At 68.6% G+C, this 25,611-nt stretch carries 19 protein-coding genes; 11 read left to right on the top strand and 8 right to left on the bottom strand.

All coding sequences use genetic code 11. The annotated features are described in order from the left end of the window. Positions 1–46: 46 nt before the first annotated feature. Genes AB0M24_RS16760 through AB0M24_RS16745 form a run of 4 tightly spaced genes read right to left on the bottom strand, consistent with a single transcriptional unit; the run spans position 47 to position 4,659 of the window. The gene (locus AB0M24_RS16760; protein WP_363767536.1) at positions 47–2,680 is read right to left on the bottom strand and encodes a BTAD domain-containing putative transcriptional regulator; all 2,634 of its coding nucleotides are present in this window, start codon (positions 2,678–2,680) and stop codon (positions 47–49) included. Between the two features lie 3 nt (positions 2,681–2,683). After that, entirely contained in the window at positions 2,684–3,058 is a 375-nt protein-coding gene (locus tag AB0M24_RS16755; protein ID WP_363767533.1) for a hypothetical protein, read from the bottom strand. Further along, the gene (locus AB0M24_RS16750; RefSeq protein ID WP_363767530.1) at positions 3,058–3,855 is read right to left on the bottom strand and encodes an alpha/beta hydrolase; all 798 of its coding nucleotides are present in this window, start codon (positions 3,853–3,855) and stop codon (positions 3,058–3,060) included. The genes AB0M24_RS16755 and AB0M24_RS16750 overlap by 1 nt, the downstream gene beginning before the upstream one ends. A 24-nt stretch (positions 3,856–3,879) precedes the next feature. After that, entirely contained in the window at positions 3,880–4,659 is a 780-nt protein-coding gene (locus tag AB0M24_RS16745) for an alpha/beta hydrolase (protein WP_363767527.1), read from the bottom strand. Positions 4,660–4,867: 208 nt separating this feature from the next. Here AB0M24_RS16745 and AB0M24_RS16740 point away from each other — a divergent pair, with 208 nt between their 5' ends. From AB0M24_RS16740 to AB0M24_RS16730, 3 genes are all read left to right on the top strand, one after another. Then, positions 4,868–5,644 carry a hypothetical protein gene (locus tag AB0M24_RS16740; protein ID WP_363767524.1) on the top strand — a complete coding sequence of 259 codons (777 nt, stop codon included), beginning with the start codon at positions 4,868–4,870 and terminating at the stop codon, positions 5,642–5,644. Positions 5,645–5,802: 158 nt separating this feature from the next. Beyond that, entirely contained in the window at positions 5,803–7,782 is a 1,980-nt protein-coding gene (locus tag AB0M24_RS16735) for an RICIN domain-containing protein (RefSeq protein WP_363767521.1), read from the top strand. Between the two features lie 21 nt (positions 7,783–7,803). Beyond that, positions 7,804–8,697, top strand: coding sequence for a cellulose binding domain-containing protein (locus AB0M24_RS16730; RefSeq protein ID WP_363767519.1), 894 nt, complete (start codon positions 7,804–7,806; stop codon positions 8,695–8,697). Here AB0M24_RS16730 and AB0M24_RS16725 read toward each other — a convergent pair. Continuing rightward, a complete protein-coding gene (locus AB0M24_RS16725) occupies positions 8,686–11,172 on the bottom strand; it encodes an excinuclease ABC subunit UvrA (protein ID WP_363767516.1) in 2,487 nt (828 codons plus the stop codon). The two genes, AB0M24_RS16730 and AB0M24_RS16725, sit on opposite strands and share 12 nt — an antisense overlap. 125 nt (positions 11,173–11,297) lie before the next feature. Here AB0M24_RS16725 and AB0M24_RS16720 point away from each other — a divergent pair, with 125 nt between their 5' ends. The 3 genes from AB0M24_RS16720 to AB0M24_RS16710 are packed head-to-tail and all read left to right on the top strand — an operon-like array spanning position 11,298 to position 14,123. Further along, positions 11,298–12,743 (top strand): aldehyde dehydrogenase family protein, encoded by a 1,446-nt coding sequence (locus AB0M24_RS16720; protein WP_363767513.1) that lies wholly within the window; start codon positions 11,298–11,300, stop codon positions 12,741–12,743. A gap of 36 nt (positions 12,744–12,779) precedes the next feature. Next, the gene (locus tag AB0M24_RS16715) at positions 12,780–13,268 is read left to right on the top strand and encodes a hypothetical protein (RefSeq protein WP_363767510.1); all 489 of its coding nucleotides are present in this window, start codon (positions 12,780–12,782) and stop codon (positions 13,266–13,268) included. Between the two features lie 45 nt (positions 13,269–13,313). Continuing rightward, positions 13,314–14,123, top strand: a complete 810-nt coding sequence (locus AB0M24_RS16710; protein WP_363767507.1) for a serine protease — start codon at positions 13,314–13,316, stop codon at positions 14,121–14,123. Between the two features lie 29 nt (positions 14,124–14,152). Here the strand turns inward: AB0M24_RS16710 and AB0M24_RS16705 are convergent, their stop codons facing one another. Then, a complete protein-coding gene (locus AB0M24_RS16705; protein ID WP_363767504.1) occupies positions 14,153–15,424 on the bottom strand; it encodes a YncE family protein in 1,272 nt (423 codons plus the stop codon). Positions 15,425–15,674: 250 nt separating this feature from the next. Here AB0M24_RS16705 and AB0M24_RS16700 point away from each other — a divergent pair, with 250 nt between their 5' ends. Both AB0M24_RS16700 and AB0M24_RS16695 read left to right on the top strand, forming a co-directional pair. Then, positions 15,675–16,973 carry a DUF1996 domain-containing protein gene (locus AB0M24_RS16700; RefSeq protein WP_363767501.1) on the top strand — a complete coding sequence of 433 codons (1,299 nt, stop codon included), beginning with the start codon at positions 15,675–15,677 and terminating at the stop codon, positions 16,971–16,973. 15 nt (positions 16,974–16,988) lie between these two features. After that, positions 16,989–17,657, top strand: coding sequence for a DUF1345 domain-containing protein (locus AB0M24_RS16695; protein ID WP_363767498.1), 669 nt, complete (start codon positions 16,989–16,991; stop codon positions 17,655–17,657). Here the strand turns inward: AB0M24_RS16695 and AB0M24_RS16690 are convergent. Next, a complete protein-coding gene (locus AB0M24_RS16690; RefSeq protein WP_363767495.1) occupies positions 17,644–17,994 on the bottom strand; it encodes an STAS domain-containing protein in 351 nt (116 codons plus the stop codon). The genes AB0M24_RS16695 and AB0M24_RS16690 overlap by 14 nt on opposite strands. A gap of 145 nt (positions 17,995–18,139) precedes the next feature. Between AB0M24_RS16690 and AB0M24_RS16685 the strand changes: the two genes are divergently transcribed. After that, positions 18,140–18,379, top strand: coding sequence for a PLD nuclease N-terminal domain-containing protein (locus AB0M24_RS16685; protein ID WP_363767492.1), 240 nt, complete (start codon positions 18,140–18,142; stop codon positions 18,377–18,379). Between the two features lie 114 nt (positions 18,380–18,493). Then, entirely contained in the window at positions 18,494–20,380 is a 1,887-nt protein-coding gene (locus AB0M24_RS16680; protein ID WP_363767489.1) for a phosphatase PAP2 family protein, read from the top strand. A gap of 50 nt (positions 20,381–20,430) precedes the next feature. On the opposite strand, the gene AB0M24_RS16675 is transcribed toward AB0M24_RS16680, so the two are convergent. Then, positions 20,431–24,087: a glycoside hydrolase family 2 TIM barrel-domain containing protein gene (locus AB0M24_RS16675; RefSeq protein ID WP_363767486.1), complete on the bottom strand. Its 3,657-nt coding sequence runs from the start codon at positions 24,085–24,087 to the stop codon at positions 20,431–20,433. 155 nt (positions 24,088–24,242) lie between these two features. Between AB0M24_RS16675 and AB0M24_RS16670 the strand changes: the two genes are divergently transcribed. Continuing rightward, the gene (locus AB0M24_RS16670; protein WP_363767483.1) at positions 24,243–25,598 is read left to right on the top strand and encodes a BNR repeat-containing protein; all 1,356 of its coding nucleotides are present in this window, start codon (positions 24,243–24,245) and stop codon (positions 25,596–25,598) included. Positions 25,599–25,611: the final 13 nt, after the last annotated feature.

Here is a 25,611-nt window from a genome sequence, read left to right as displayed (position 1 = left end):
GCTTCCTCGGAACCCGGGGCGTTCGCGCCAGTGAGGAACCCTGGTCTCAACCCCCTGGGGTGATCTCCGCGAGCTGTTTGCGCACCCGGTCCGCCTCGTCCTCGCGTCCCTGCTGCTCCAGCATCCGCAACGCCTCCTGCCAGAGCCGAACGGTCTGGTCGCGGTGGCCCAAAGCCAGATGCGGGTGGCCGAGGGCGATGAGGATCTTGGCGGTGGTGTAGTCGTCGTTCTCGGCCCGATACAGGCCGATCGCCCGCTCGTAGAGGGTGATCGCCTCGGCGTGGTTGCCGACCTGGTGCTCTATGCGGGCGAGCGTGGACACCGCGGCCGCCTCGCCCTGCCGGTCGCCGAGCTCGTGCAGCAGGGCCAACGCCTTCGTGGCGTGCTCGCGGCCCTGCACGGTGTCGCCGATCTCCGCGGCGCAGTAGCCGATGTTGTTGTGCGCCAACGCGATGAGCATCTGGTTGCCGGTCTGCTGGTAGTGCGGCAACGAGGCTCGGGCGTGCTCGAACGCCCGCTGGTGGTCCGCGCGGGTCACCCACAGCCAGGCCAGCGTGCCGTGGGCGTCGGCGAGGGGGAGTGCCTCGCCGACCTGTTCGGCCAGGGCGAGGGCCTCGTCGAGGTGGTGCAGCGCCTCGTCGTAGCGCTGGACCTGGCCGAGGCTGCTGCCCATGATGCGATGGGCGACCACTCGGTCTTGAAGGTCGTCGGCCGCGTCGATGGCGGTCTGCCACATGGTCAGCTCGTCGTCGAGATGGCCGCGGTGCTGGTGGTACGCGTGCGAAACCCTGGCCAGCAGCACGACCGCGTCGTTCCAGCCGTGCGCGGCGGCGGCTTGCTGGACGGCTTTGCGGGTGCCGCGTTCGGCGTCGAACCAGGCCAGTGCCGAGGCTTTGTCGATGGCCGGGGTGGTCTCGGTGATCGCCGGGCCGAGGGTGATCAACGGCCGGTGCGGGTCGATCACGCGGTCGTTGGCGTGCGCGGTGTGCACGTGGTGGTCGACGAGCCGGTGCAGGGCCTCGTCGCTGTCGACGTGCTTCGCCCGTTCCGCCGCGTAGGCCCGCACCAGGTCGTGCATCTTCGCGCGGAAGCCCGGGGTGATCGAGATCAGCGATGCTTGTTCGAGCGCGCGAAGGGTTGCTTGGGTGTCCTGTGTGGACATTCCGGCGAGGCTCGTGGCCGCACTGAGATCGATGTCCTCGCCGGGCGCGATTCCCAGCAGGGCGAACAGCGTCTTCTGCTTCGAGGTCAACGCCCGGTACGACCACGAGAGCACGACCGGCACGCTGACGCTCGGGTCGGCGTCGAGTGCGCCGAGCCCCAGTTCCTCCAACTGGCGCGCGATGGCGGCGAGCGACAGGTCCGGTTCGGTCAGCACGCGGGCGCCGACGATGCTCAACGCCAGCGGCAGCCCGCCGCACAGGTCGATCAGCCGTGCCACGGCGAGAGGTTCGGCGGTCAGCCTGGCCGCGCCGATCCTGGTGGCCAGCAACGTGCACGAGTCCCGGTCGGCGAGCACGTCGAGACCGACGGGACTGATGCTGCCGGGGAGGTGGTTGCGGCTGGTCACGAGCACCTTGCAGGTGTCGCCGCCGGGCAGCATCGGGGCGACCTGGGCGGCGTCGACGGCGTTGTCGATCACGACCAGCAGGCGTTTCCCGGCGACGAGGCTGCGGAACAACGCCGCGCTGGCCTGCGGATCCGCCGGGATGCGGCTCGCGTCGAGACCGAGCGCGTGCAAAAACCCTCGAATCGCGACGGCCGGTTCCATCGGGCGCTCGTCGGGGCTGAACCCGCGCAGGTCCACGAACAGCTGGCCGTCGGGGAAGCGGTGCAGGTCGCGGTGCGCCCAGTGCAGCGCGAGCCACGTCTTGCCGATGCCGCCCGCGCCCGCGATCGCCGCGACGCCCGTGCGCATCGCGGTGTCCAGCGCGGCCAGGTCTTCCTGCCTGCCGACGAACTGCGGCGGCGCCGACGGGAGCTGTCGCGGAACCGCCGTGTCCTGGTCGCTGAGGAGCAGTTTCTCGTGCAGCCGCCGCAGTTCCGGGCCCGGCTCGGTGCCGGCGTCGCGCAGCCTGGTGCGCATCGCGTGGAACTGGTCGAGCGCTTCGGAGACGCGGCCGGACTGCGCGAGGGCCCGCATGTGTTGTGCCGCCACGCGTTGGTCGAGCGGTTTGTCCGTCGCGTGCGCGGTGATCGAGGCGAGCAGTTCCGGACCTTGACCGAGGTCGAGGCGTGCGTCGATGAGGTCGAGCTCGGCGGCGTCGCGCTCCTCGTGAAGCCGCTCCCTGGTCAGCTCGGCCCACTCGCCCGCGATACCCGTCAGCGGTTCGCCGCGCCACAACGCGATGGCGTCGCCGAGGTTGTTCTCCCTGAGGAGCTTCCGGAACCGCAGGAGGTCCACACTGGACTCCTCGGCGACGAGCGCGTACCCGGTCGGCCGCGTGACCAGCTCGATTCCCGCCTGCCGCAACCGGGAGAGGTAGCTGTGCAGCGTCGCCCGTGCCCGCGCGGGCGGCTCGTCACCCCAGACCCGTTCGGTGAGCTGCGTGACCGACACCGTCCTGTTGACGTCGACCGCGAGCGCCGCGAGCACGCACCGCTGCCGGGCAGGCCCCAGTTCGACGTTGTGCCCGCCGACCCGCGCGCTCACCTCACCGAGCAGGTCGATCTCGACCACGGATCAGCTGTCCTTCTCGGCGGCGACGAGCGACACGACGGCCAGCCCGGTGTTGACGGCGGAGATGATCGTGGTGAGCCTCGCCGCCTCGGCCGGCAGCTCGCCACTGCGACCAGCGTAGAACGCGGCGGCCGTGTCCGTGGCGTGAATGAGCACGGCCTGCCGCAGCACCCGGCGGTCGGCCTTCAACGTCAGCAGGTCGACGCCGAGGACGAGCGTGCGGATGCCGAACATGCGCGCCGGGTACACGAACCTCTTGTCGTCGCCCAGCTCACCGCCGAGGCTCTTCGCCATCTTCCCGGCCGCGAACAACCCCAGCGCGCCGTTGAAGATCCGGACGCACGCCAGCACGGTCCGGGTGACATCGCCCAGCTTCATCACGCCACCTTCTTCATCCAGCACTCGATGTCGTGCCGCGCTGCCTTCGCCACCTCGGTGTCGCGGTTGGTGAAGGCGTGCGGTGCCCCAGGATAGATCCGCAGGTCGACCTCGCCGCCCGCCGCCCGCACCCGTGCGGCCATGGCCTTGTTGTCGGCGAGCAGGACGTCCTCGGCGCCGACGATCATGAGCAGCGGTGGCAGTCCGCCGGCATCGCCGTAGATCGGGGAGATGTCCGGATCAGTGCGGTCCGGCACGTGCCCGGCGTAGGCCCGGATGAAGTACTCGTCGGCAATCAGCCGGCCGGCGGGCGTCAGTCCACTCAGGTCGTACGTGCCGAACTGCAGCACGGCGCGCTCGAACGCCCGCACGCCACGATCACGCAGCCGCATCAGCGTGGTCACCGCGAGCGTGCTGCCCGCGGAGAACCCGCCGACGGACAGCCGGGTCGTGCCGAACCGCGCCGCCGCGTGCTCCATCAGCCACAGAGCCGCGGTCTCGCAGTCGTCGGGTGCGGCCGGCCAGGGATTTTCGGGGGCGATCCGGTAGTCGACGCTCACGACGGCGACCCCGAGCGCGTCGGCGAGCTGCTGGTTGCGCACGTTCTCCCGCGCCGTCGGGCCCAGGTAGAAACCACCGCCGTGGATGTCCAGGTGGACGCTCTGAGGTGTGGTGCTGGGGCTGAAGACCCGCACGGGCACCTGCCGGTCTTCAGCCTCGACCACCTCGTGGGAGGTCACGCCGTCCCGTTTCGCACGCAACGCCAGCAGTTCGTGGTGGTTCCCCGGGCCTGTCACAGCCGGAGATCCTGTCAGGCCCGCCTACCGCCGCCGGGCGACGGGGATGCGCTGACGGCAGCGCGCCTGGAACTCGGCGATGTGCTTCCAGGTCGCGACCGGGTTGGAGTACATCGGCAGGTGTCCGCTGTGCGGGATCTCGGCCAGCTCCACGCCGTTCGCGTCGAGGAACGGCAGGTAGGGCAGTGACGCGCACTCCTCGCCGTAGAGGTACATGCGGGGGAACGGGAGCGAGAGGAACTTGTTCAGCAGATCCCCGTGATCGGCGAGCTCGACCACCGACCGGAACAGGTTGTGCACGACCGCCGGGCGGATCTTGCCGGGCAGGTTCGCCGCGTAGAGACCGCTCGAGTAGCCGTCCGCCTGCCGCAGGTTCTCGATGAACCGGAAGAAGACGTCGCCGGGTTCCTGGTGGGACAGCACGTGCCTCGTCGGCGCGCAGTCCTCGGGCGCGAGCGTGCCCTTGATGTTCACGAAGCTGAGCACGCGACCCGGCTCGCGGTGGGCCAGCAGGAGTGCGGTGAGCCCGCCCAGCGAGTGCCCGACGACGTGGTAGCGCCCGATGCCGAGCCGGTCGAGCATCGCGCGTGCGGTGTCCACCAGGAACGGAACGTCGACCACCCCGAGGTCGGCGCACTCCGTCGCACCGCAGCCCGGCAGGTCGTAGGCGAGGAAGCCGCGGTCGGCGAACTCGTGTCGCTGAGTGATGTCGGTGAAGTCCTCCTTGCTCGTGCCGAAGCCGTGCAGGAACACGATCGGCTCGTCGACGCCGCCGCGGTGCACCGCGGCGATCTTCAGGTTCACGTCGTGCACCCTCAGGCGAAGCTGTTCGTGCACGGGTCTGCGCCCAGTTGGCATGACTGTCCTCGGATTCTGCGCAGGTGCGGTCTGCGGTACGAGACGGTCAGCATCGCATTTGCTGTGAACGCTCACAAGTAGTTGAACCCTTGACGGTCCCGGTCCGTATCCCGATGTGCCGGCAGATCCGTCCACTGATTCGTGAGGGTTCGAAATGTCGAGAGCACATGCAAAACCACAGCGACGCAAGCGGGTGCTCGTTGCCGGAATCGCCGTCGCCGCGACTCTGACCACGGGTGGCGCGATCGCCGCGTTCGCCGCTGGTGGCAACAACAGTGCAGGTCAGGCGATCGCGTGTCCGAAGCCCGTGATCGGTGTCGCGGTTCCCGCGCAGGCGCAGGCCGAGGTCCAGCGTGAACTGGCCAATCTGGACAAGCAGATCGCCGAAGCCACCAACAGGTTGCGCACTTCCGCGGGTGAAGGCGGGCCGAACTTCGTGCAGAACGCGATTCTGGGGCCGCTGAAGGACAAGCGCGTCGCGGCACTCAATCGCATCGAGACCGCTATCGGTCGGGTCGCCGAGAAACCGGAGGGGCTGGAACGATTCGCGCCCTGTGGTCTCGGTCAGGCGCCCGCGGTCGCCCCGGCACCGGCGACCAAGAACCAGTCGTCCGGAACCGGTTCCGGCACCGGGTCGTCGGCGTCGGGGAAGGCGATCGAGTGCCCGGTGCCCGTGGTGCAGAACGTGCCCGCGCAGGCGAAGGCCGAAGTGGACCGCGAGCTCGCCAACCTCGGCAAGCAGCAGGCGGAGGCCAACGAACGGCTGCGCACCTCGGCCGGACAGGGTGGCCCGAACTTCGTGCAGAACGCGATTCTCGGGCCGTTGAAGGACAAGCGCGTCGCGGCGCTGAACCGCATCGAGACGGCCATCGGCCGGGTCGCCGCGAAGCCGGAAGGGCTGGAGCGCTTCGCGACCTGCTCGCTCAAGTAACCCTCCTCGGGGTCGGAGCGACAGGGCCCGCCTCTCCTCGGGGCGAGCGTTCCTGGGGGCCTGCCGAGCGGACGCGCCACCGCTCGGCAGGACCTTGACGCAGTGGGGGAGTCCTCGGTAGATGTTAACGCGAACATCGTCCGTTCAACGGAGAACCGATGACCAGACTCCCTGCACTCCTAGCCGCTTCGGCGCTCGCACTGTCCACAGTGGTCTGCGGTGGCGCTCCTGCCCTCGCCGCCGTCGAGTCCGTGACGGTGCGGCCGGACCCGACCTATCAACAGGAACCGTTCCAGGGCTGGGGAACCAGCCTGGTGTGGTTCGCCAACGCCACCGGGGGCTACCCGGACGAGATCCGCAACCAGCTCGCCGAGCTGCTGTTCGGTGAGGACGGTCTGAACCTCAACATCGCCCGCTACAACATCGGTGGCGGCAACGCGCCGGACGTGCCGCAGTACCTGCGCGCGGGCGCGGCCGTCCCCGGCTGGTGGAAGGCGCCGGCGGGGACGAAGCGCACGGACACCGACTGGTGGAAACCGGGTGACCCCAGGTACTTCGACGCCTCGGCGGACCCGAACCAGCGTTGGTGGGTCGACCGGATCAAGTCCCAGGTCACCACCTGGGAGGCGTTCAGCAACTCCCCGCCGTGGTTCCAGACCGTCAGCGGTTACGTGTCGGGCGGTTTCGACGCCAACGCGGACCAGCTGCGGGCGGACCGAGTCGGTGACTTCGCCGCGTACCTGGCGCAGGCGACGGCCGAGCTGGAACGCGCGCACGGCATCAAGTTCGCGACGGTCGACGGGCTCAACGAGCCCAACACGTCGTACTGGAAGACGACGCTCGGCCCGGACGGCAACCCGACGGGTGGCCGCCAGGAGGGCGCCCACGTGAGCCCGGCGCTGCAGGCGAAGCTAGTCCCAGCGTTGGCGGACGCGTTGCGCGCCAAGCGACTCAAGGCCGTCGTGTCCGCACCGGACGAGACCAACCCCGGCACCTTCGCGGACGACTGGGCGGGTTATCCGGCGGCGTCGCGTCAGCAGGTCGGCCAGTTGAACGTGCACACCTACGGCCAGGATCGCCGCACCTCCGCCCGCGACATCGCCAAGGGCGCGGGCAAACCGTTGTGGATGAGCGAAGTCGACGGTTCGTGGGGGACGAAGCAGGACTTCACGGCCATGGACTCCGGGCTGGGCATCGCCGCACGGGTGATCGACGACGTGCGCGAGCTCGAACCCCGCGCCTGGCTGCTGTGGCAGGCGGTCGAGGACTACGACAACATGAAGCCCGGCGGCGAGACGCCGAACGGCATGAACTGGGGCGTGATCCAGATCCCGTTCAACTGCGGCCCGCAGGACACGCTCGCGACCTGCCCCGCCCGCGTCAACTCGAAGTTCCACACGCTGCGGAACTTCACCCATTACGTCAAGCCCGGCGACCGCATGGTCAAGGTCAACACGAGGTCCGACGTGGCGGCGGTGCGCAACACCGAGCTGAAGACCGTGGTGCACCTCAACCAGTCCGACCAGCCGCAGTCCGTGACGCTGGACCTCTCCGGCTTCGCCTCGGTGCGCCCCAACGCTTCCGTGCGGCCGATCGTCACCGACATGTTCGGCGCGCTGGTCAAGGGCGCTTCGGTCCGCGTCAAGGATCGCAAGGCGACGCTCACCGTTCCCGCGCGCTCGGTCGTCACGTTCGACGTGTCGGGTGTCAGCGGCGTCGATCGCGCGGCCGCGTTGAGCGGAGAGCGCCGGCTGACCGGGGTGCAGAGCGGCAAGTCCCTGGCCCCGTCCGGCATGTCGCTGGTGCAGCGCACGACCGACGTGAACGCCGCGGATCAGGTGTGGCGTCTGGAGCGCAAGACAGGTGGTTTCGGCCACGACGTCCAGTTCGCGGTCGTCAACGCCGCCACCGGCCAGCGCATCGCCGCTGTGGACGGTAACGCGACGCTGACCAAGGCCGACAGTCCCGCTGCCCGGTGGGTGCTCTCGTCCACCGGCGACGGGAGCTGGACGTTCGTGAACGCCGCCACCGGAGCGCTGCTCGACGTCATCGGCGAGTCGCGTGAGGACGGAGCCAGGATCGGCCTGTACCACGCGACTTCTGGTGCAAACCAACGCTGGACAGCAACATCTCGTTGAGTTGAGATTTCAGGAGTGACGGTGGCGCGCAAGCACGTGTTGGTGATGTTGGTCCTGCTCTCCGCAGGCTGCACGAACGATCCGGCGGCACTGCCACCGTCCTCCGGCACCACTCCGCTGAAACCGCCGTCGCTGATCAACGAGGTCGTGCCGCCGCGGGACGTGATCACCGTCGTGATGGACGTGATCGACGCCCGCACCGTCGAGCTCGCCGGTGGCTCCAGGGTCCGCGTCGCCTCGCTCGCGGAGCCCAAGGAGTGCTGGAAAGCGGCGTCACTCGACTTCGCCAAGACGACGCTGCTGGCGAGATCCGTGCGGTTCAGCGGTGTCACGCCGGGCCAGATCACTCTCGAGCTCGAGGACGGCACCGACTACGCGCTGCTCGCCGTGCAGCGGGGCGCGTTGAGACCCGAGGGCGTCGACGGCGGCCCGCTGATCAACGCCCAGTCCGAGGCCGCGGCGGCCAAACGCGGCCTGTGGGGCCCGCCGTGTGAAGGCTCGGAGACGGCCAAACCTTCCTCCGCGCAGCCGACGACCACGCCTCCACCGCCGACCACGACCACCCCGCCCACCACGACGACGACGCAGCCCGCGCGGGCGTGCGCCGTCGCCTACGCGGTCACCGGGCAATGGCAGGGCGGTTTCCAAGCCAACATGACCGTGCGCAACACCGGCACCTCCCCGGTCAACGGCTGGTCGCTGCGGTGGAGTTTCGCCAACGGCGAGTCGGTGCGGGAGATGTGGAACGCCACCCCGCGCCAGTCCGGCTCGATCGTCACGGCATTCAACGCGAGCTACAACCCGCAGATCGCACCGGGCGCCTCGGTGCAGATCGGGTACAACGGCAACGCGTGGGGCCCGCACTCGGAGCCGACCGCGTTCACCCTCAACGGCGCGCAGTGCTCAGTGGAGTAGGTGCTCTCGCAGGTAACGACCCGTCGCGCTGCCGGGCGCCCGAGTGATCTGGTCGGGTGTCCCGGTCGCGACGATCGTGCCGCCCGCGGCGCCGCCTCCCGGTCCCAGATCGATCACGTGGTCCGCGTTGGCGATCATGTCGAGGTCGTGCTCGATGACGACGACGGTGGCGCCGTTGTCCGTCAGGCGCTGAAGGACTTCGAGCAGAACTCGGACGTCCAGCGGGTGCAGGCCGACGCTGGGCTCGTCGAAGACGAACAGCGTGCCGGCCTGGTCGCGGTGCAGTTCTGACGCGAGCTTGAGCCGCTGGGCCTCGCCGCCGGACAGGGCAGGCGTCGCCTCGCCGAGGGTGAGGTAGCCGAGTCCGAGATCGATCAGCGCCTGGAGACGGGTGTGCACCCGGCGGACGTCGCCGAGCCGCTCGCGGGCCTGCGCGACCGTGAGTGCCAGCACGTCGGGCAGCGAGAGGTCGCCGCGGCGGATCGTGGCCGCGTCCGGGGCGTAGCGGGAGCCCTCGCAGACCGGGCACTCGATGTCGACGTCGGGGAGGAACTGGACGTCGAGCGAGACCTGGCCGGTGCCTTCGCAGCGCGGGCACCGCAGCGATCCGGTGTTGTAGGAGAAGTCGCCGGCGCCGAGTCCGAGCTCACGGGCGCGCTCGGTCTGGGCGTAGGCGCGGCGCAGGTCGTCCAGGACGCCGCTGTAGGTGGCGACAGTCGAGCGCACGTTCACCCCGATCGGGGTGGCGTCGACGACGTTGACGCGCGAGATCCGGTCCGCCTGCAACTCGATCACGTGGGACGGAAGGGACGTGCCTGCGATCCGCGTGGTCAGTCCGGGAACCAGGCTGTCGAGGACGAGCGTGGTCTTACCGGAGCCGGACACACCGGTGACCGCGATGAGCCGCCCGGCGGGCAGGTCGAGTTCCAGTGCGTGCACCGTGTGCAGCGGCGCGGTGGAGAGCTGGATCCTGCCGAGGTCGAACATTTCGTCCTCGCGCGCGCGTTTCCGCACCACGACGGGTGCGCGTCCGGTGAGGAAGCCGCCGAGCAGCGAGTCCGGGTGCTCGCCGATGGCCGCCACGTCACCGGTGGCGACGACGCGACCGCCGTCCGCGCCGGAGCCGGGACCGATCTCGATCACCCAGTCGGCCTCGCGCACGACCTGGATGTCGTGGTCGACGAGCACCACGGAGTTGCCGTCCGCCAACAGGTCCCGGACGACACCGAGCAGACCGTCCACATTCGACGGATGCAGGCCGACGGACGGCTCGTCGAGCACGTAAAGCACTCCGGTGGTGCGGTTGCGGACCGCGCGGGCGAGCTGGATCCGTTGCCGTTCTCCGGTGGACAGGGTCGAGCTCGCGCGGTCGAGGCTCAGGTAGCCGAGGCCGAGATCGATCAGCCGCCGCGCGTTCGTCTCCAGTTCAGCGACGATGTTGTGCGCCATCGTCTTCATGGCCGCGGGCAAAGTGGGTTGAACGCTCGGCGCCCACGTCAGCACGTCGTCCAGCGTCATCGCGGTGGCCTCGGCGAGGTTGATGCCGTCCACCAGTGTGGAGCGGACCTCCTCGCTCAGCCGGGTGCCGTGACACGTGGGGCAGACCTGGACGCTGAGGAACTTGTTGACCCGATTGAGCCCGCGTTCGCTGTTCGCGTTGTTCAGCGCTTCGAGCACGGCCTGGCGCGCGTTGCGGTAGGTGAAGTTGAGCTCGAACAGCTTCCCGCTCTTCGACGGCGCGGTGATGCGCCGCTTCTCCGCGGGGCCGTGCAGGACGATCTCCCGTTCGCCATCGGTGAGGTCCGCGAACGGCACGTCGGTGCGGACGCCGAACTCCGCCACCACCTGCGGCATCACCGTCAGCCCGAACATCGACCACGGCGCCACCGCGCCCTCGCTGATCGACAGTGCCGGATCCGGCACCAGCGCTGCCTCGTCGACCTCGCGCACCAGACCCGTGCCGGTGCAGCGCGGGCAGGCGCCGTCGGAGTTGAACGCCATCGCCTCTGCACCCGGCGGGGCGAACTCGACGCCGCACTCGGGGCACGTGAGGTTCAGGCCGAGCGCGACGTCGATGGTCGGCGACTGCCGGTGGCCGTTGGGGCACAGGTGCGAGCCCAGCCGCGAGAACAGCAGCCGCAGCACGTTCAGCAGCTCCGTCGAGGTGCCGAAGGTCGAGCGGACGCCGGGAACACCCGGCCGCTGCCGCAGGACGAGCGCCGCCGGGACGTGCTCGACGCTGTCGACCGTCGCGCGGGCGGCCTGCGACAGGCGCCGGCGCGTGTACGTCGACAGCGCTTCGACGTACCGGCGCGACCCCTCCGCGTACAGCACTCCGAGCGCGAGCGACGACTTTCCCGAGCCGGACACGCCGACGACGGCCACGAACTGTCGCAAAGGGACGGACACGTCGAGGTCGCGGAGGTTGTGCACACGCGCGCCGCGCACCTCGATCGCGTTCGGGCCGGTGTTCATGGGCCCAGACTCGCACCCGAACCTCGGTTACCTCAACGTAACCAGCCGTCCGGGTGAGGCCCGCTGGCCGGAACATCTGCGCCGCGCGGGCACGGGATCCGTTGCGCTCCAGGTACTACCGAGACATGGACCTGGGACAGCAGTACATCGGCGGGCAGTGGCGGCACGGCGGCGGGGACAAGCTCCTCGTCGACCACGACCCGTTCGACGGGAGCACGGTGGGCGAGTTCGTCGTCGCGAACCGCGCCGATGTCGACGAGGCGTATCAGTCAGCGCAGGAACGGCAACGCGACTGGGAAGCCGTCAACGCCTACGCCAAGCGCACGGTGTTCGAGGACGCCGTCCGCGTCGTCGAGTCCAGACGGGCCGAGATCACCGAGCTGATCATCGCCGAGGTCGGCGGAACCGCGCTCAAGGCCGCGTTCGAGATCGGGCTCGTCGTGGACACCTTGAAGGAGGCCGCCACGTTGCCGTTGCGCGTCGGGGGCAGCATGCATCCGTCTCCGGTGCCGGACACCGAGAACTTCGTGTACCGGCGTCCGGTGGGCGTGGTCGGCGTGATCAGCCCGTTCAACTTCCCGTTCTTCCTGTCGATGAAATGCGTCGCGCCGGCGTTGGCGACCGGCAACGGTGTGGTCCTCAAGCCGCACGAGGACACGCCGATGGCCGGCGGCACCCTGCTCGCGTCGATCTTCGAGGAGGCGGGGCTGCCACCGGGGCTGCTGAACGTGGTGGTGACCGAGATCCCGGTCATCGGCGACTACTTCCTCGAACACCCGGTGCCACGGATCCTGGCGTTCACCGGGTCGACCGAGGTCGGGCGGCACGTCGGCGAGGTGGCCGCGCGTCATTTCAAGAAGGCGGTCCTGGAGCTGGGCGGCAACAGCGCGTTCATCGTGTGCGAGGACGCCGACCTGGACCTCGCGGTGGACGCGGCGGTGTTCAGCCGCTTCACGCACCAGGGTCAGATCTGCATGTCCGCCAACAGGATCCTGGTGCACTCCGCCCTGATCGACGAGTTCAGGGAGCGGTTCGTGGCGAAGGTCCGCTCCCTGACGACCGGGCGTCCGTCGGATCCCGGCACGGTCATCGGGCCTCTGATCAACAGCAGGCAGGTGTCGGTGCTGACCGCGCAGGTCGACGCCGCCATCAGCGCGGGAGCTCGGGCGTTGTTGCGCGCACCGGTCGAGGGCAACGTCTTCGGACCGGTCGTGCTCGACGGCGTGAGCTCCGAGGACGCCATCGCCCGTGAGGAGCTGTTCGGTCCGGTCGTGCTGCTCATGCAGTTCGACGACGACGATCAAGCAGTCGCCATGGCCAACGACACCGATTTCGGTCTCAGCGGAGCGGTGCACACCCGCGATCTGACCCGAGGCGTGCGCCTCGCCCGGCGGCTGCGCACGGGCATGGTCCACGTCAACGACACCACGATCGCGGACGAGCCGATCATTCCGTTCGGCGGCGAGGGCCGGTCCGGGCTGGGACGGCTGGGCGGCCAGGCGAACATCGACGAGCTGACGACGACGCAGTGGGTCTCGGTGAACCACGGCCGCCCCAGGTACCCGTACTGAGCGCGGGGGAGTCCACAAAGGATTACGCTCGGCGACGTGTTGGGGAAGAAACTCGCGGGCGGGCTGCCGCGCTGGACCGGCCCGTTCTACCTCGCCGCCGGCGTGATCACGCTGGTCTGGGCTGGGGTGCTGTTCAACGACTTCCTGAACGCGCCGGAGCGGTGCCCGGACGCGAGGGTGCGTTGCGGAGCGTTCCTGACGACGTCGTTGCGGCAGTACACGCTCTCGTGGGTGATCTTCGACATCGCGCTCGCGACGATGCTCGTCGTCACCGGCTGGCTGGCGTTGCGGCGGCGTGACCACGTGCAGCTGCCCGCCTCGGTGACCGGCGCGTTGCTGTTCGTGGACGCGTGGTTCGACACCATGTCGAGCCCGCGCCGTGACCGTCCGCTGGCGTGGGCGCAGGCGCTGTTCGTGGAGCTGCCGCTCGGCGTGCTGTGCTTCTGGATCGCCGCGCGGGCGGAACGCGTCCGCAGAGAGCGGCTCGCGGACGCGTTGCGGCGTCTGGGTGAACCGACGGAGTAAAGCTGGCCGTGGTGCCGGTTGTGCGGGCGTGATCGAATTTTCTTCGTGCTCCGTCTCATCGCAACCCTGCTGGCGATCGGTGTCACCCTGACGTTCGCCACGCCCGTGCAGGCTCGCCCGGCACCGATCATCGGCGGCGTCGACGTGCCGGACGACGCGTATCCGTTCATGGCCGCGCTGAGACTGAAGCGGCCGCCGAGTGCCAGGGGCCAGGTCGTGTGCGGTGGCAGCCTCATCGACGCGGTGACGGTGCTGACCGCGGCGCACTGCGTCGGGAACGACCCGGAGGACCTGGAGGTCGTGGTCGGCCGCACCGTGCTGTCCAACGGCCGGCAGGGCCAGGTCCGCGACGTCGCGGCCATCTCGTCGCACCCGCGGTTCGGCAGGGAACCGGGCTACGACGTGGCTCTGCTCCACCTGGACGACGCGGTGGTGAGCATCAGGCCGATCCTGCAACCGACCCGCGGCACCGACGCGTTGATCCGCCCTGGTGCCAAGGCGACCGTCATCGGCTGGGGCAACACCGACACCGGGCTGCCGCACCGGCCGGACCGGTTGCGTCAGGTGGACGTGCCGCTGTTGTCCCACAACGAATGCGCGATCGCGTATGGGCCGGAGATGGGCCTGGACGCCTACAACAGGGCCACGGACATCTGCGCCGGCGTGGAGGGCAAGGACTCCTGCCAGGGCGACAGCGGCGGCCCGATCTTCCGCACGGTCCCCGGTACGCAGACGCACATCCAGATCGGCGTGGTGTCCCGCGGTGAGGGTTGTGCTGCTCAGGGTGGGCCCGGCATCTACACCTACACCGGCTCCCAGCAGCTGTGGGACACGATGGGGCCGCCCGCCGGGTGACGGACGGCCCTCACGTGATCAGCTGGTGATCAGCGGGTGGCGGGACCCGTCCAGCCCTCCGCGACGTGCCCGATGCGGACGCGCTGCGGGTGGTCGCCCACCGGCACCGACACCGTCTTCTGCCCGGTGGCGAAGTCGATCGCGGTGATCTGGTCGGAGCCGCTCTCGGAGATCACGCACTGCCGGCCGTCGCCGCTGACCGTGGCCCAGTACGGCTTCGACGCCGTGACGAGCGGACCCTGCTGCAGCGAGGCGCGGTCGACGACGGTGGCGTAGTCGTCCATCGTCCCGGCGACGCACAGCTTGCTGCCGTCGGGGCTCATCGACAGACCGTGGTGGCGCGAGTCGTTGACGAACGTCTTGCGGTCGTCGCTCGTGTTCGAGTTCTTCGGCAGCGTCTTGACCTGGGTGATCGCGTCGGTGGCGACGTCGTACTCGATGAAGCCGTTGAAGAACGACACCTGGAAGTACAGCTTCGAGAGGTCGGGCGAGAACACCGCGGGCCGCACGGCGTTCGACAGGTCGCTGCGGCCGAAGGCGTTCAGCCGGCTGCGCATGTCGATGGTCTTGACGGTCTGGAAGGTGTTCGCGTCGACGACGGTGATGTGCCGGTCGCCCTTGAGCCAGTCCTGGTCGGGGGCGTCGAAGTCGTTGTTGACCTCGCCGATCGACATGTTCCAGAGGTACTGGCCGCCGTTGGTGAAGATGTTCTCGTGCGGCTTGTCGCCGGTCTTGAACGAACCGAGCTGCCTTCCGGTGTTGATGTCCAGCACGTGCACGGTGTTGGAGGTCGACGCCGAGACCGCGATCCTGGTGCCGTCGGGGGAGACGGCCATGTGGTCGGAGCGGAAGCCCGAGACCGGGAACCGCCACTTCACCTTGCCGGTGGCCAGGTCCAGCGACACGACGTCGGCGAAGCTGGGCCGTGAGACGACGACGGCGCTTCCGTCGGGCGTGGTGTACATGTCGTCGACGAACTGGTCGTGACCCTCGCCGGGACCGTTGCGGATGCCGAGGAAGAACGCCAGCTTGATCGGGTTGAGGTAGATCTCGGTCAGGCGCTGGGTCTTGTCGGGGATGACGTTGAGGCGGCCGATCTTCGCGAAGTCGCCGGTGGACTTCACGACGTCGGCGGTGCCGTCCCAGTTGTTGCCGACGAACATGACCTCGCGCAACGGGGCCGCGTTGGCGGAGGACGTGGTGGTGGCGACGCAGGCGGCGAGGATCGTGGCCGCCGCGGCGGCCCTCGCCAGACGGGTGAGAGCGTTCCCGCCTGGAGCGTTCCGGGCAGGGTCGGACATGGCGTTCATCGCTGCTTCTCCGGGGTGGTGGGAACTTCGGGCGCTTTCCTGGCAGGGGTTCGGCGCTACCTACCGGATAGTAGGTATGAGTGATCCCGGCCACAAGATTGCAGACGGGTATCAGCTGAAATATTTTCACGTTACTGCGGTTCTGTTGTGTCGAGCGACGAACCACCGCTCGTTCGACGGCCGTTCGACTCGAACGCCGGTCGAAATGATCCGTTCCGTTTCCCGGTCCGTACCCCGGTTCATGAGCCTCTACAAAGGACGCCCGCTCGTGGTGAAGGCCGCCGCGGGTCTGCTGGGTCTGGTCGCGGTCGGCGCGCTCGTGGTGGCGACGACGAGCAGCAGTGAGGACGCTCTGGCCGACGGCGCGGACAAGAGCTTGTTCGTCGACATCACCAAGGTGAAGCCGAACGTCAAGAAACCCAGAGCGGAGAACGACGCGACAACAGGCACGTTCACGGTCGACTGCGGCCGCAACGAGAACAAGCACTTCAACCCGGACAACTTCATCGCGCAGCCCGGTGTCCGCAACGGTGCCCAGCACCTGCACGACTACGTGGGCAACCTGTCCACCGACGCGGACTCGAACAACAAGTCCTTGGAGGCGGCCGGAACCACGTGCCAGAACGGTGACAAGTCTGCCTATTTCTGGCCGGTGGTCCGCATCGACGACGACGATGACCAGGCCAAGACGGTGAACTGCCCGGACGTCAAGAGCAAGCTGCCGGACGTGCCGAACCAGGCGCGCGCGGAGGTCGACCGGAACCTCGCGCTGCTCAAGACGCAGATCGACGAGGCGAACAAGCGCCTGGCGAAGAACGAGAACCCGCGCGACCTCAACTTCAACCAGAACGCGATCGTGGGACCGTTGAAGGACAAGCGGGTCGCGACCATCGACCGCATGGCCATCGCGATCGGCCGCAACGCGCCGCGCCCGCAGGGGCTCGAGAAGCTCGCGCCGTGCCAGCTCAACGAGGGCAAGGCCAACGAGAACGAGCTGCCCGGCAACGACGGTGACATCCAGCGTCCCGAGGTGGCCGAGCTTCAGTTCCGCGGTTCGCCGGTCGGCAAGGTCGTCGCGATGCCGAAGTTCCTGCGCGTGCTGTACGGCGACGCCAAGGTCTCGACCAACGGCACGAAGAACGCGCGCGACTCGTGGACCTGCACGGGTTTCGAGGACAAGGTGCTGATCAACAAGTACCCGGTCTGCCCGCAGGGTTCGAAGGTCAAGCGCATCCACGACTTCCCGAGCTGCTGGGACGGCAAGAACATCGACTCCGCGAAGCACCGCGAGCACATTGTCTTCCCCGACGCGAACGGCCGGTGCCAGAACGGGTTCATGGCCGTGCCGCAGCTGCGGATCTCGTTGACCTACAACATCCCCCGCGACGTCCAGCAGCGCGGCGACTACGCGGTCGACTCGTTCCCGGAGGAGAAGCACAACCCGTTCTCCGACCACGACGACTTCGCGAACGTGATGTCGCAGCAGATCATGGACCGGCTCGTCAACTGCGTGAACACGGGCAAGAAGTGCAAGGAGTGAGTATCTTCCTGGCTCATGCCTGATCTTCCGGTCCGCCCGCTGCCCGACGAGGGGTTCGTCCTGACACGGACGAAGGTCGCGACCGTGATCTCTGCCGGACTCGTCGCCGGGCTCGCGGTGTCCCTCACCGGGCACGTGGAGTTCGGGCCGCTCGTCGGCTGGGACGTGGCGACCCTGACCTACCTGATCTGGGTGTGGGTGCTGATCTGGCCGATGGACGCGGAGGAGACCGCCCAGCACGCCGTCCGCAACGACCCGACGCGCACGGCAGCCGAGATCGTGCTGCTGTGCGCGGCGCTCGCCAGCCTGGTGTCCGTCGGGTTCGTCCTGGCGCGCGCCTCGCACACCACCGGCGGATCCGAGCTGTTGCGCGTGGGGCTCGGTGTGCTGTCGGTGGTGTTGTCGTGGATGGTGGTCCACACGGTCTTCACCTTGCGTTATGCCCGGCTGTACTACGTGGACGATGACGGCGGCATCGAGTTCAACCAGGACGAGAAACCCGACTACGGCGACTTCGCCTACGTCGCGTTCAGCGTCGGGATGACGTTCCAGGTCTCCGACACGTCACTGTCCACTCGCGACATCCGCCGCACGGTGCTGAAGCACTCGTTGCTGTCGTACCTGTTCGGCACCGGCGTGCTGGCCACCACGATCAACCTGGTGGCCAGCATCAGCTCCTCGTGAGCGCCTGGGCCACGGTGTCGTGCAGTTCGAGCAGCTCGTTCAACGTGGTCGCCCGCAGCGCGCGGAGGACGCTGCCCGCCGGCGCCACGACCCTCAGCGGTGTGCCGCTGTCGTCGCCGCGCTGGTGGTACTCGACCAGCACGGACAGACCGGACGAGGAGAGGAACACGACGCCGGTCATGTCCAGGACGACCGCGAACCCGAGTCTCGCCGCCTCGGTGAAGGCCGCGGCCAGGTGTTCGTGCAGCTCAGGCGCGGTGTAGGAGTCGACCTCGCCGGTGACCTGGAGGATCACCGCGTGGTCGCGTTGTTCGGTCTTCGTCTCCAGCGACGTCATCGTGCCTCCCGTCGACCCCTTCCAGGGTGGCAGGCACGGGGGTCGTTGTCGATCATCCTCGGGGTTGGTGTCCTCTCCAGGTAGGACGGGTGATCGTCCCGCAGGCCGATGCCCGATGCGTCCGAACGGACCTAACGTCGGCGTCATGTCACATCAGGTGGTGCAGGCGTTGTCCGATCAGCAGATCAGGTGGTTCGAGGGCGGCGGACTCGTGCTCCTCGGCCTCGGCGCGGTCGCCCTGCTGGTCTTCTGGATCGCCGCGTTGATCAGCGTGCTCGGCGCGCCGATCGGGTGCGGCGCCAAGATCCTCTGGCTGCTGGTCGTGTTCGCGCTGCCGTTCCTGGGCAGCGTGCTGTGGTTCGTCGCGGGGCGGACCAGGTCGTGAACTGTTAACGCTCACATCATGCCGATTTAGAGTACGGTCGGGTCTCGTTGCGTATCTTGCTCCAAAATCCCTGTGTGATCACTCGGTCCAAGAAGGACCATTGGGAGCGCTAACATGACCACGACCGCCGACGGGTTCGACCGCAGAACCCTGTTGCGTCGTTCGGCGATGGTGTCCGCCGGCCTGCTCATCGGCCCGACCGCGCTGGACCGGGCGCTCGCGGCGAGTGCCGCGGAGCTGCCCACCGGCGCGGCGCCGTTCGTCGACTCCTACCGCACCAACGTGCCGGCCAACCAGACCCCGCAGACCAACGCCGCGGTCCGCGCGCTGTCCGGGATGCAGGAGCTCTGGCGCACCGGCGGGAGCTGGAACACCGGGACCGTGCTCGACCGGAACGTGCTCAGGGCGAACCTGCGCCACGTCGCGCGGATCACCAGGCAGCGGACCGTCGAGCAGGCCGAGCGAGCGTTCATCGTGGATCGACAGCATCAGAGCTACAGCGCGACCGGGGGCCTCGGTCCGCTGGCCGGGCTGTACCGGACGGGCGCCAAAGCCGTCACCGGTATCACCACGGCACCGGACGGCACGCCGCCGTCCACTGTGGACGACAAGATCCCCGCGGACGCGCCGGCGGGATCGGCGCTCGGCGCAGGGTCACCGGACTCCGCGCTGGGGCAGGTCGTGACGCTGGTCAACACGGTGCGCGGGACGTTCGCGTCCGGCAACCCGTCGAAGTACGCCTACCAGTACCCGCGGCCGTGGCGCATGACACCGGACAGCACGGTGGTTCCGACCGGGCAGACGGACCAGTACGGCTTCCCGGTGTACCGCAGCGATGTCGTGGTCGCTCCTCAACTGCTGCGCCAGCGCAACCTCAGCCCCACCGACGACGCGGGCTACCCGAGCGGGCACACCAACGCGTTGCACCTGGCCTGCCTCGCGCTCGCCTACGCGATCCCCGAACGGTTCCAGGAGCTGGTGACCGCGGCGTTCGACCTGGCCGACACCAGGATCACGGCGGGCATGCACTCGCCGGCCGACGTGATCGGCGGGCGGATCCTCGCGACCGCACTGGCCGCCGCGACCCTGGCGGACCCGCAGAACGCCGCGCTCAAGGCCGCGGCACGCACGCAGGCGAGCGAGTTCTTCCGGCAGCACGTCGGCGTCGACCTGTTCTCCTACGCGCACTCGGCGGGCATCTCCACCGACCCGTACGCCGATCGTTCGGCCAACGCCCGGCTCGTGCAACCGTTGCTGACCTACGGACTGCCCAGGAACGGGCGCCGGGCACCCATGACCGTGCCGAAGGGCGCGGAAGTGCTGCTGGAAACCCGTCTCCCGTACCTCACCGCGAACCAGCGGCGAGAAGTCCTGCGCACCACCGGTTTGCCGTCCGGGCACGCACTGCTCGACGGCCCGGAGAACTGGGGCAGGCTCAACCTCTTCGCCGCAGCTGACGGCTTCGGCGCGTTCGACGCGGACGTGCGCGTCGACATGGACGCGAACCGCGGCGGTTTCCACGCCGCCGACACCTGGCACAACGAGATCGGCGGCCGCGGCGGGCTGGTCAAGAAGGGCACCGGCACGCTGACGCTGTCCGGCATCAACTCCTACACCGGCTCCACGTGCGTCGAAGGCGGCACGCTCGTCGCCGCCTCGTCGTCGGCGCTCGGCAGGGGTGACGTCGACCTGCGTGCGGGCACATTGCGGCTCGGCACCGCGGTCCGGGTGCGCGGGTACCGGCAGAGTTCCGGAACCACGCTCGCGGTCACGGCGCGGCGGGGTTCGTGCGCCGCACTCACCGCGGCGTACCCGATCAGGCTGGCGTCCGGCAGCGCGCTGGAGATCACGCTGGCCGACGTGCGCGTCGGCGCGGTGGTGCCGGTGCTCGCCGCGCCGGGGTTGCTCGGCCGGTTCGCCACGGTCACCGTCGCCGGGGGAGAGCACCGGGTGGAACCCAGGTACAGCCCGGCAGGACTGTCGGTGCGAGTGCTCTCGTAGTTCGCGGTTTTCCTGGCTGGAGGCAGGTTTCGCCTCCAGCCAGGACCGGGTCAGGCTCCCGCCGGCATGCCCGACCAGGCTTCCTGCGGCGTCAGCGGCCGCAGCGTGAGCGTGTACTCGTAGGTGCTGTCGGGCCGGACCTGACTGCGTTGCCGCACCGGGTTCGGCGTGTCACCGACACCTGTCACCGCGTGGTCGGCGTGCAGCGTGAAGTAGCCCTTGTTGCGCTGCAACATGAACGGGTACGCGGCGCGCTCGATGTCGTCGTACTGCGTGACGCTGACCTCCTTCGCGCCCGACACCAGCAGACCGGACGTGCGGCCGTCGGTGAGCAGCGCCCACCGGGTGTCGGTGTGGTTGCCGTGGTCCTGCGGGCGGTGGTACTCGACGTACTGGTCGGCGACCGACGTGGTGTGCACGCCGATGGGCGTGCCGTCCCTGCGGTCGACGTAGCTCTCCGCTTTCCTGCCGTACCAGGAGAACTCGGAGTAGCGGTCCGGCACCGACAGCTGCACGCCGATGCGCGGCAGGTACGGCAGCGTGCGCAGGGAACCCTGCGGCGTCACGCGGTGCCCGAGTCGCAGCACACCGGCCGAGTCCACCGAGTAGACCATCGTCTGGTCGAACCACGCCCCGGCCACACCGGACACCTTGCTGTCCACGATGATCCGCGTGGTCTTCAGCCCGTCCTTCTCCACCCGCACACCGGTGACCGCGGTCTGCAGACGGTCCAGGCCCGCCTTGCGCCAGTCCTCGCCTTCCGCACGGCCCCACGTGTAGGTCTCGTTGCTGATCGGCGCGCGCCATGCGTCGAGCTTCGGGCCGCTGGCGAGCAGTTCCCGGCCCCACGACTTGATGGACGTCAACGCACCGGATTTTTTGTCGACCGTGTAGGTGGTGCCGGCCGCTGTCGCAGAGACCTTGGCTGCGTCTTCCTCGGTGATCACGAGAGCCCAGTCGAGCGGAGCCTTGTCCAGACCCGGAATCCGGCTGCCACCCAACGAGAACTGGTCGTGCGCGAGCACATGGCCGTTCGACGTCACCGTTTCGACGGTCAGGAACCGCTCGCGGTCAGCGCCGTTGACCGGCAGCGTTATCTGCGCGGTGGAGGCGCTTGCGACGCGCAACGGTTGTTCGCCGTTCTTGACCGTCCGCGAGCCCTCGGTGACCCGCCAGCGCAGGGTGAGGTCGTCGGTGCCGGTGAACTGCCTTTCGTTCGTCACCGACAGCACACCGCCGGAGTAGCCGAACCGGATCGGCTGGTGCGCCCAGGCCATCTGCAGGGCTTCCGGTTGTGGCGTGCGGTCAGAGCCGATCAGACCGTCCACACCGGACAACGTCGACCCGTACGCGAGGTGCGTGCCCTTCTCCTGCACGCGGTCGAAGTCCAGCGCCAGCACCGCGCCACTCGCCGGCGTCGACGCGTTGAGCTCGGCAGCCGACAGAGCGCGGTTGTAGATCCGCACGTCGTCGACATCGCCGCTGGAGAGGCGGCCGACGTTCGACGGGTCGTTCCACGACATCTCGAAGTCACGGCCGATGTTCACGTCCGCCGCCGAGTAGTCGATCGCGCCGGTGAACGGCAGCGACCCGACTTCGGTGCCGTCGAGGTAAAGCCGGACAGCGGTGCCGTCGTACGTGCCGCTGACCCGGTGCCACTTGCCGTAGAAGTCGGCGGGCACCTTGGCCTGCACCGCCCGCCAGGTGCCGCTGTGGATGAAGAACTCCAGCGTGGTCTCGTTCTTCATCTTGAGCGTCCACTGGTGGTCGCCCTTCGCGATGATCGGGAACTGCCCGGTCCACTTCCCGGGCTTGACCCACGCGTCGAGAGTCAGCGCGGTGCCGGTGATGTCGAGCTTGCGGTCGCGGTAGACCTCGACGAAGTCGTCCAGGCCCGACAACGACAAGGCCTTGCCGCGATGCCCGTTGACGAGCTTCGGCGCGCCCGACAGCAGCGTGGCGATGTCGTTGCCGGACGAGTCCGGGGTGAGCAGCGTCTTACGTTTGATGTTCTGCTCGGCCCAGTCCCAGATGAAACCGCCCTGGGTCTGCGGGTGCGCGCGAATGATCTCCCAGAACTCGGCGAAGTTGCCGAGGCTGTTGCCCATCGCGTGCGCGTACTCACCGAAGATCAACGGCTTGGTCGTGGTCTTCGCCTGCTCGGCGAACCGCTCCGGTGACGGGTAGCGCGGCCCCCACACGTCGGCGAACGGCGCGTCGCCGTCCGGGCTGTTCGACTGGTGGTAAACGGGGCGGCTGGGGTCGTTCGCCTTGACCCACCTGGCCATCTCGTAGTGGTGCGCGCCGAGCCCGGCCTCGTTGCCGGTGTCCCACATGAAGACGCTCGGGTGGTTCTTGTCGCGTTCGACCATGGCGATCATGCGGTCCATGAAGGTGTCGCGCCACTCCGGCTGGTTCGCCTGGCACCACCGCGCGCAGTTCTCGTGGTTGTGGGTCTCGATGTCGACCTCGTCGTCGATCCAGATGCCGTGCTTGTCGGCGAGGTCGTAGAAGTACGGGTCGCTGGGGTAGTGCGAGGTGCGGACGGCGTTGACGTTGAGCTCCTCCATCAGCTGCACGTCGCGTTCCTGCGCCTTGCGGGGCACGTGGCGGCCGTGCTCGGGGTCGGTCTCCGCGCGGTTGACGCCCTTGAACAACACGCGCTTCCCGTTGACCAGCAACGTCCTGTTCTTGATCTCGATCTTGCGGAAGCCGGTGGTGTCGCTGACCACGTGCGTCGTGCCGTCGGCCGCGGTGAGGGTCAGCAGGACGGTGTAGAGGTTCGGCGTCTCGTCGGTCCACTTGGCCGGGTTGCGCACCGGCAACGTCAGACGCGCTGTACTGCCTTCGGTTTCCGTGCTCGCCGTGCCGACCTCGACGCCCTTGGCGTCCCGCAGGCTGGCGCGGATCCGTTGCGTTCCTTGGGGTTGATGGCCGAGTTCGACGTCCGCTGTCAGCGTCGCGTCGGTGTAGGTGGCATCGAGGTCGGTCTTGAGCGTGACGTCCTGGATGAACGTCCTGGGCGTCGAGTACAGCGTGACCGAGCGGAAGATGCCGCTGTAGCGCCACTGGTCGTAGTCCTCGAGGTAGGACCCCGCGCTCCAGCGGTGCACCTGCACGGCGATCCTGTTGCGGCCGGGTCGAAGCGCGGAGGAGATGTCGAACTCCGCCGGCGTGTAACCACCCTGGTCGTAGCCGATGTACTTCCCGTTGACCCACACGAAGTACGCGGACGTCACGCCCTCGAAGCGCACGAACGTCGCGCGCTTCGTCCAGTTCGCGGGCACGTCGAACTCGCGGACGTAGGCGCCGGTCGGGTTGATGTCGCGAGGCACGCGCGGCGGGTCGTCCGGCTGCACCTCGGTGGCGATGTTGCGGAAGATCGGGTGGTCCAGGCCGTCGGTCTGCCAGGTGTGCGGCACGGTCACGGTGCGCCAGCCGGACGTGTCGTAGTCGTCGGCGTAGAAGCGCGCGGGCACGTCGGATGGCTTGTCCGCCATGGCGATGTGCCACCGGCCGTCGAGCGAGCGGGTGAAACCCGGCTGCTGGTCGAGGAACGCGTGGTGCGGCTCCTGTCCCTCCCCGACCTTGCGCGGATCTTCGAGGTAGGTGTGCACGTCGGGAGGGGGATCGACGGCGGCGGCGATCGGTGTCGTCGAACCGGTGGCAACCACCATGACTGCCGCAAGAACAATCGCGCGCCCCACGCTGAACCTCCATGTTCAGACAGAAGTGCACACAAGTGAACAGTTCGGGCTCAGGACCGACAAGGGGCCGCGAGGTCGGAGACGTTCACACCCGCGCTGTTATCGAATCGATCGTCCCTTGCGTTCGAGTTCGTTCGACAGCACGCTCCAGGGGCATGCTCGCTCCTCTGCTGGCGGCCGTTGTTGTCGCCGCTTCGCTGTCCGCGCCAGAAGTCACGCCGACCGTGAGCCTGATGGGCGACACGGTCCTGGATCCCACCGCGCTGTACTTCGTGTCGTACGACGGGGTGGTGAACAACAACTCGTTCCAGCAGGACGCGATCCTCACCTACCAAGGACGTCAGTACGCCACCTGGTACACCTCGAGTCGCAACGCCGTGATCGCGCGCCGGACCATCGGTAGTGCGCGGTGGGAGAGCGTGGTTCTGCCGCACCGGCTCAGCGTCGACGACTCGCACAACGTGATCTCGCTGGGAATCTCCCCGCAGGACAACACGATCCACGTCGCTCTGGACACCCACAACACGCGCCTGCACTACCTGCGGGCCACGACGACCGGGCCGTGGAACGCGGCGGCCTTCGGTGAGGTGCAACGGACTCTGGGCGGTGTCGAGCTGGGCGCCATGACGTACCCGCAGTTCGTCGTGACACCCGAGGGCAGGCTGCAGTTCAGCTACCGCACCGGTGGTTCCGGCAACGGGGTCAACGAACTGGCCGAGTACTCCGGCGGGGTGTGGCGCAAGCTCGGCGGCTGGTCGTCCGCGACCGGCTCGTACACCGGCCCGAACGGCGTCGTCTCGACCACCCGCAACATGTACCTGCACGGGCTCACGTACGACCGAAGTGGACGGTTGCACGCCGCTTTCACCTGGCGTGAGGGCAACTCCGGCGTGCTCTGCAACCCGGGAGGGCTCACCAACCACGACACCGGCTACGTCTACAGCGACGACCGCGGCCGGACGTGGCACAACAGCGCGGGAGCCGCCGTGGGATCGCCGGTGAGCATCACCTCGCCGGGCCTGGTGGTGGACCCTCTGGACCCGAACCACGGCCTGATGAACCAGGAGAGCCAGGCCGTGGACTCCGGCGGCCGGCCGCACGTGGTGATCAGCTACGTGCCCGGCCGCTTCACCCAGTGCGTCTCGAACTACGCGCAGCAGCGAGCGCAGTACGGCCGCACGTTCCACGTTTTCCGGGGCGCGGACGGGAGGTGGACCAAGATGGAGGTTCCGATCCCGCCGAACCACACCCAGCGCACGAAGATCGTGTTCGACCGCAACGACAACCTCTACCTGGTGATGCCGCGCGGCAGGATCGTGGCAGCCAGCCGGGCGAGTGGCTGGACGGACTGGACGACGGTGTTCGACCGGCCGTCGTTGCAGATGTTCGGCGAGGTCAACGTGGACACGTCCCGCGTTGTGTCGCAGGGAGTGCTGTCCGTGCAGTACCAGCGGAGTTCCAGCGGCACCACGCCGTCCCCGATCAGGGTCGCGGACTTCCGCCTCGGCTGAGCCGCCGAAAGCG

Origin of the sequence: Lentzea sp. NPDC051838, assembly GCF_040681245.1 — a bacterium.
Lineage (GTDB): Bacteria > Actinomycetota > Actinomycetes > Mycobacteriales > Pseudonocardiaceae > Lentzea.
Note: the sequence above shows the minus strand (reverse complement) of the source record. Positions and strands in the feature narration are given on the sequence as shown.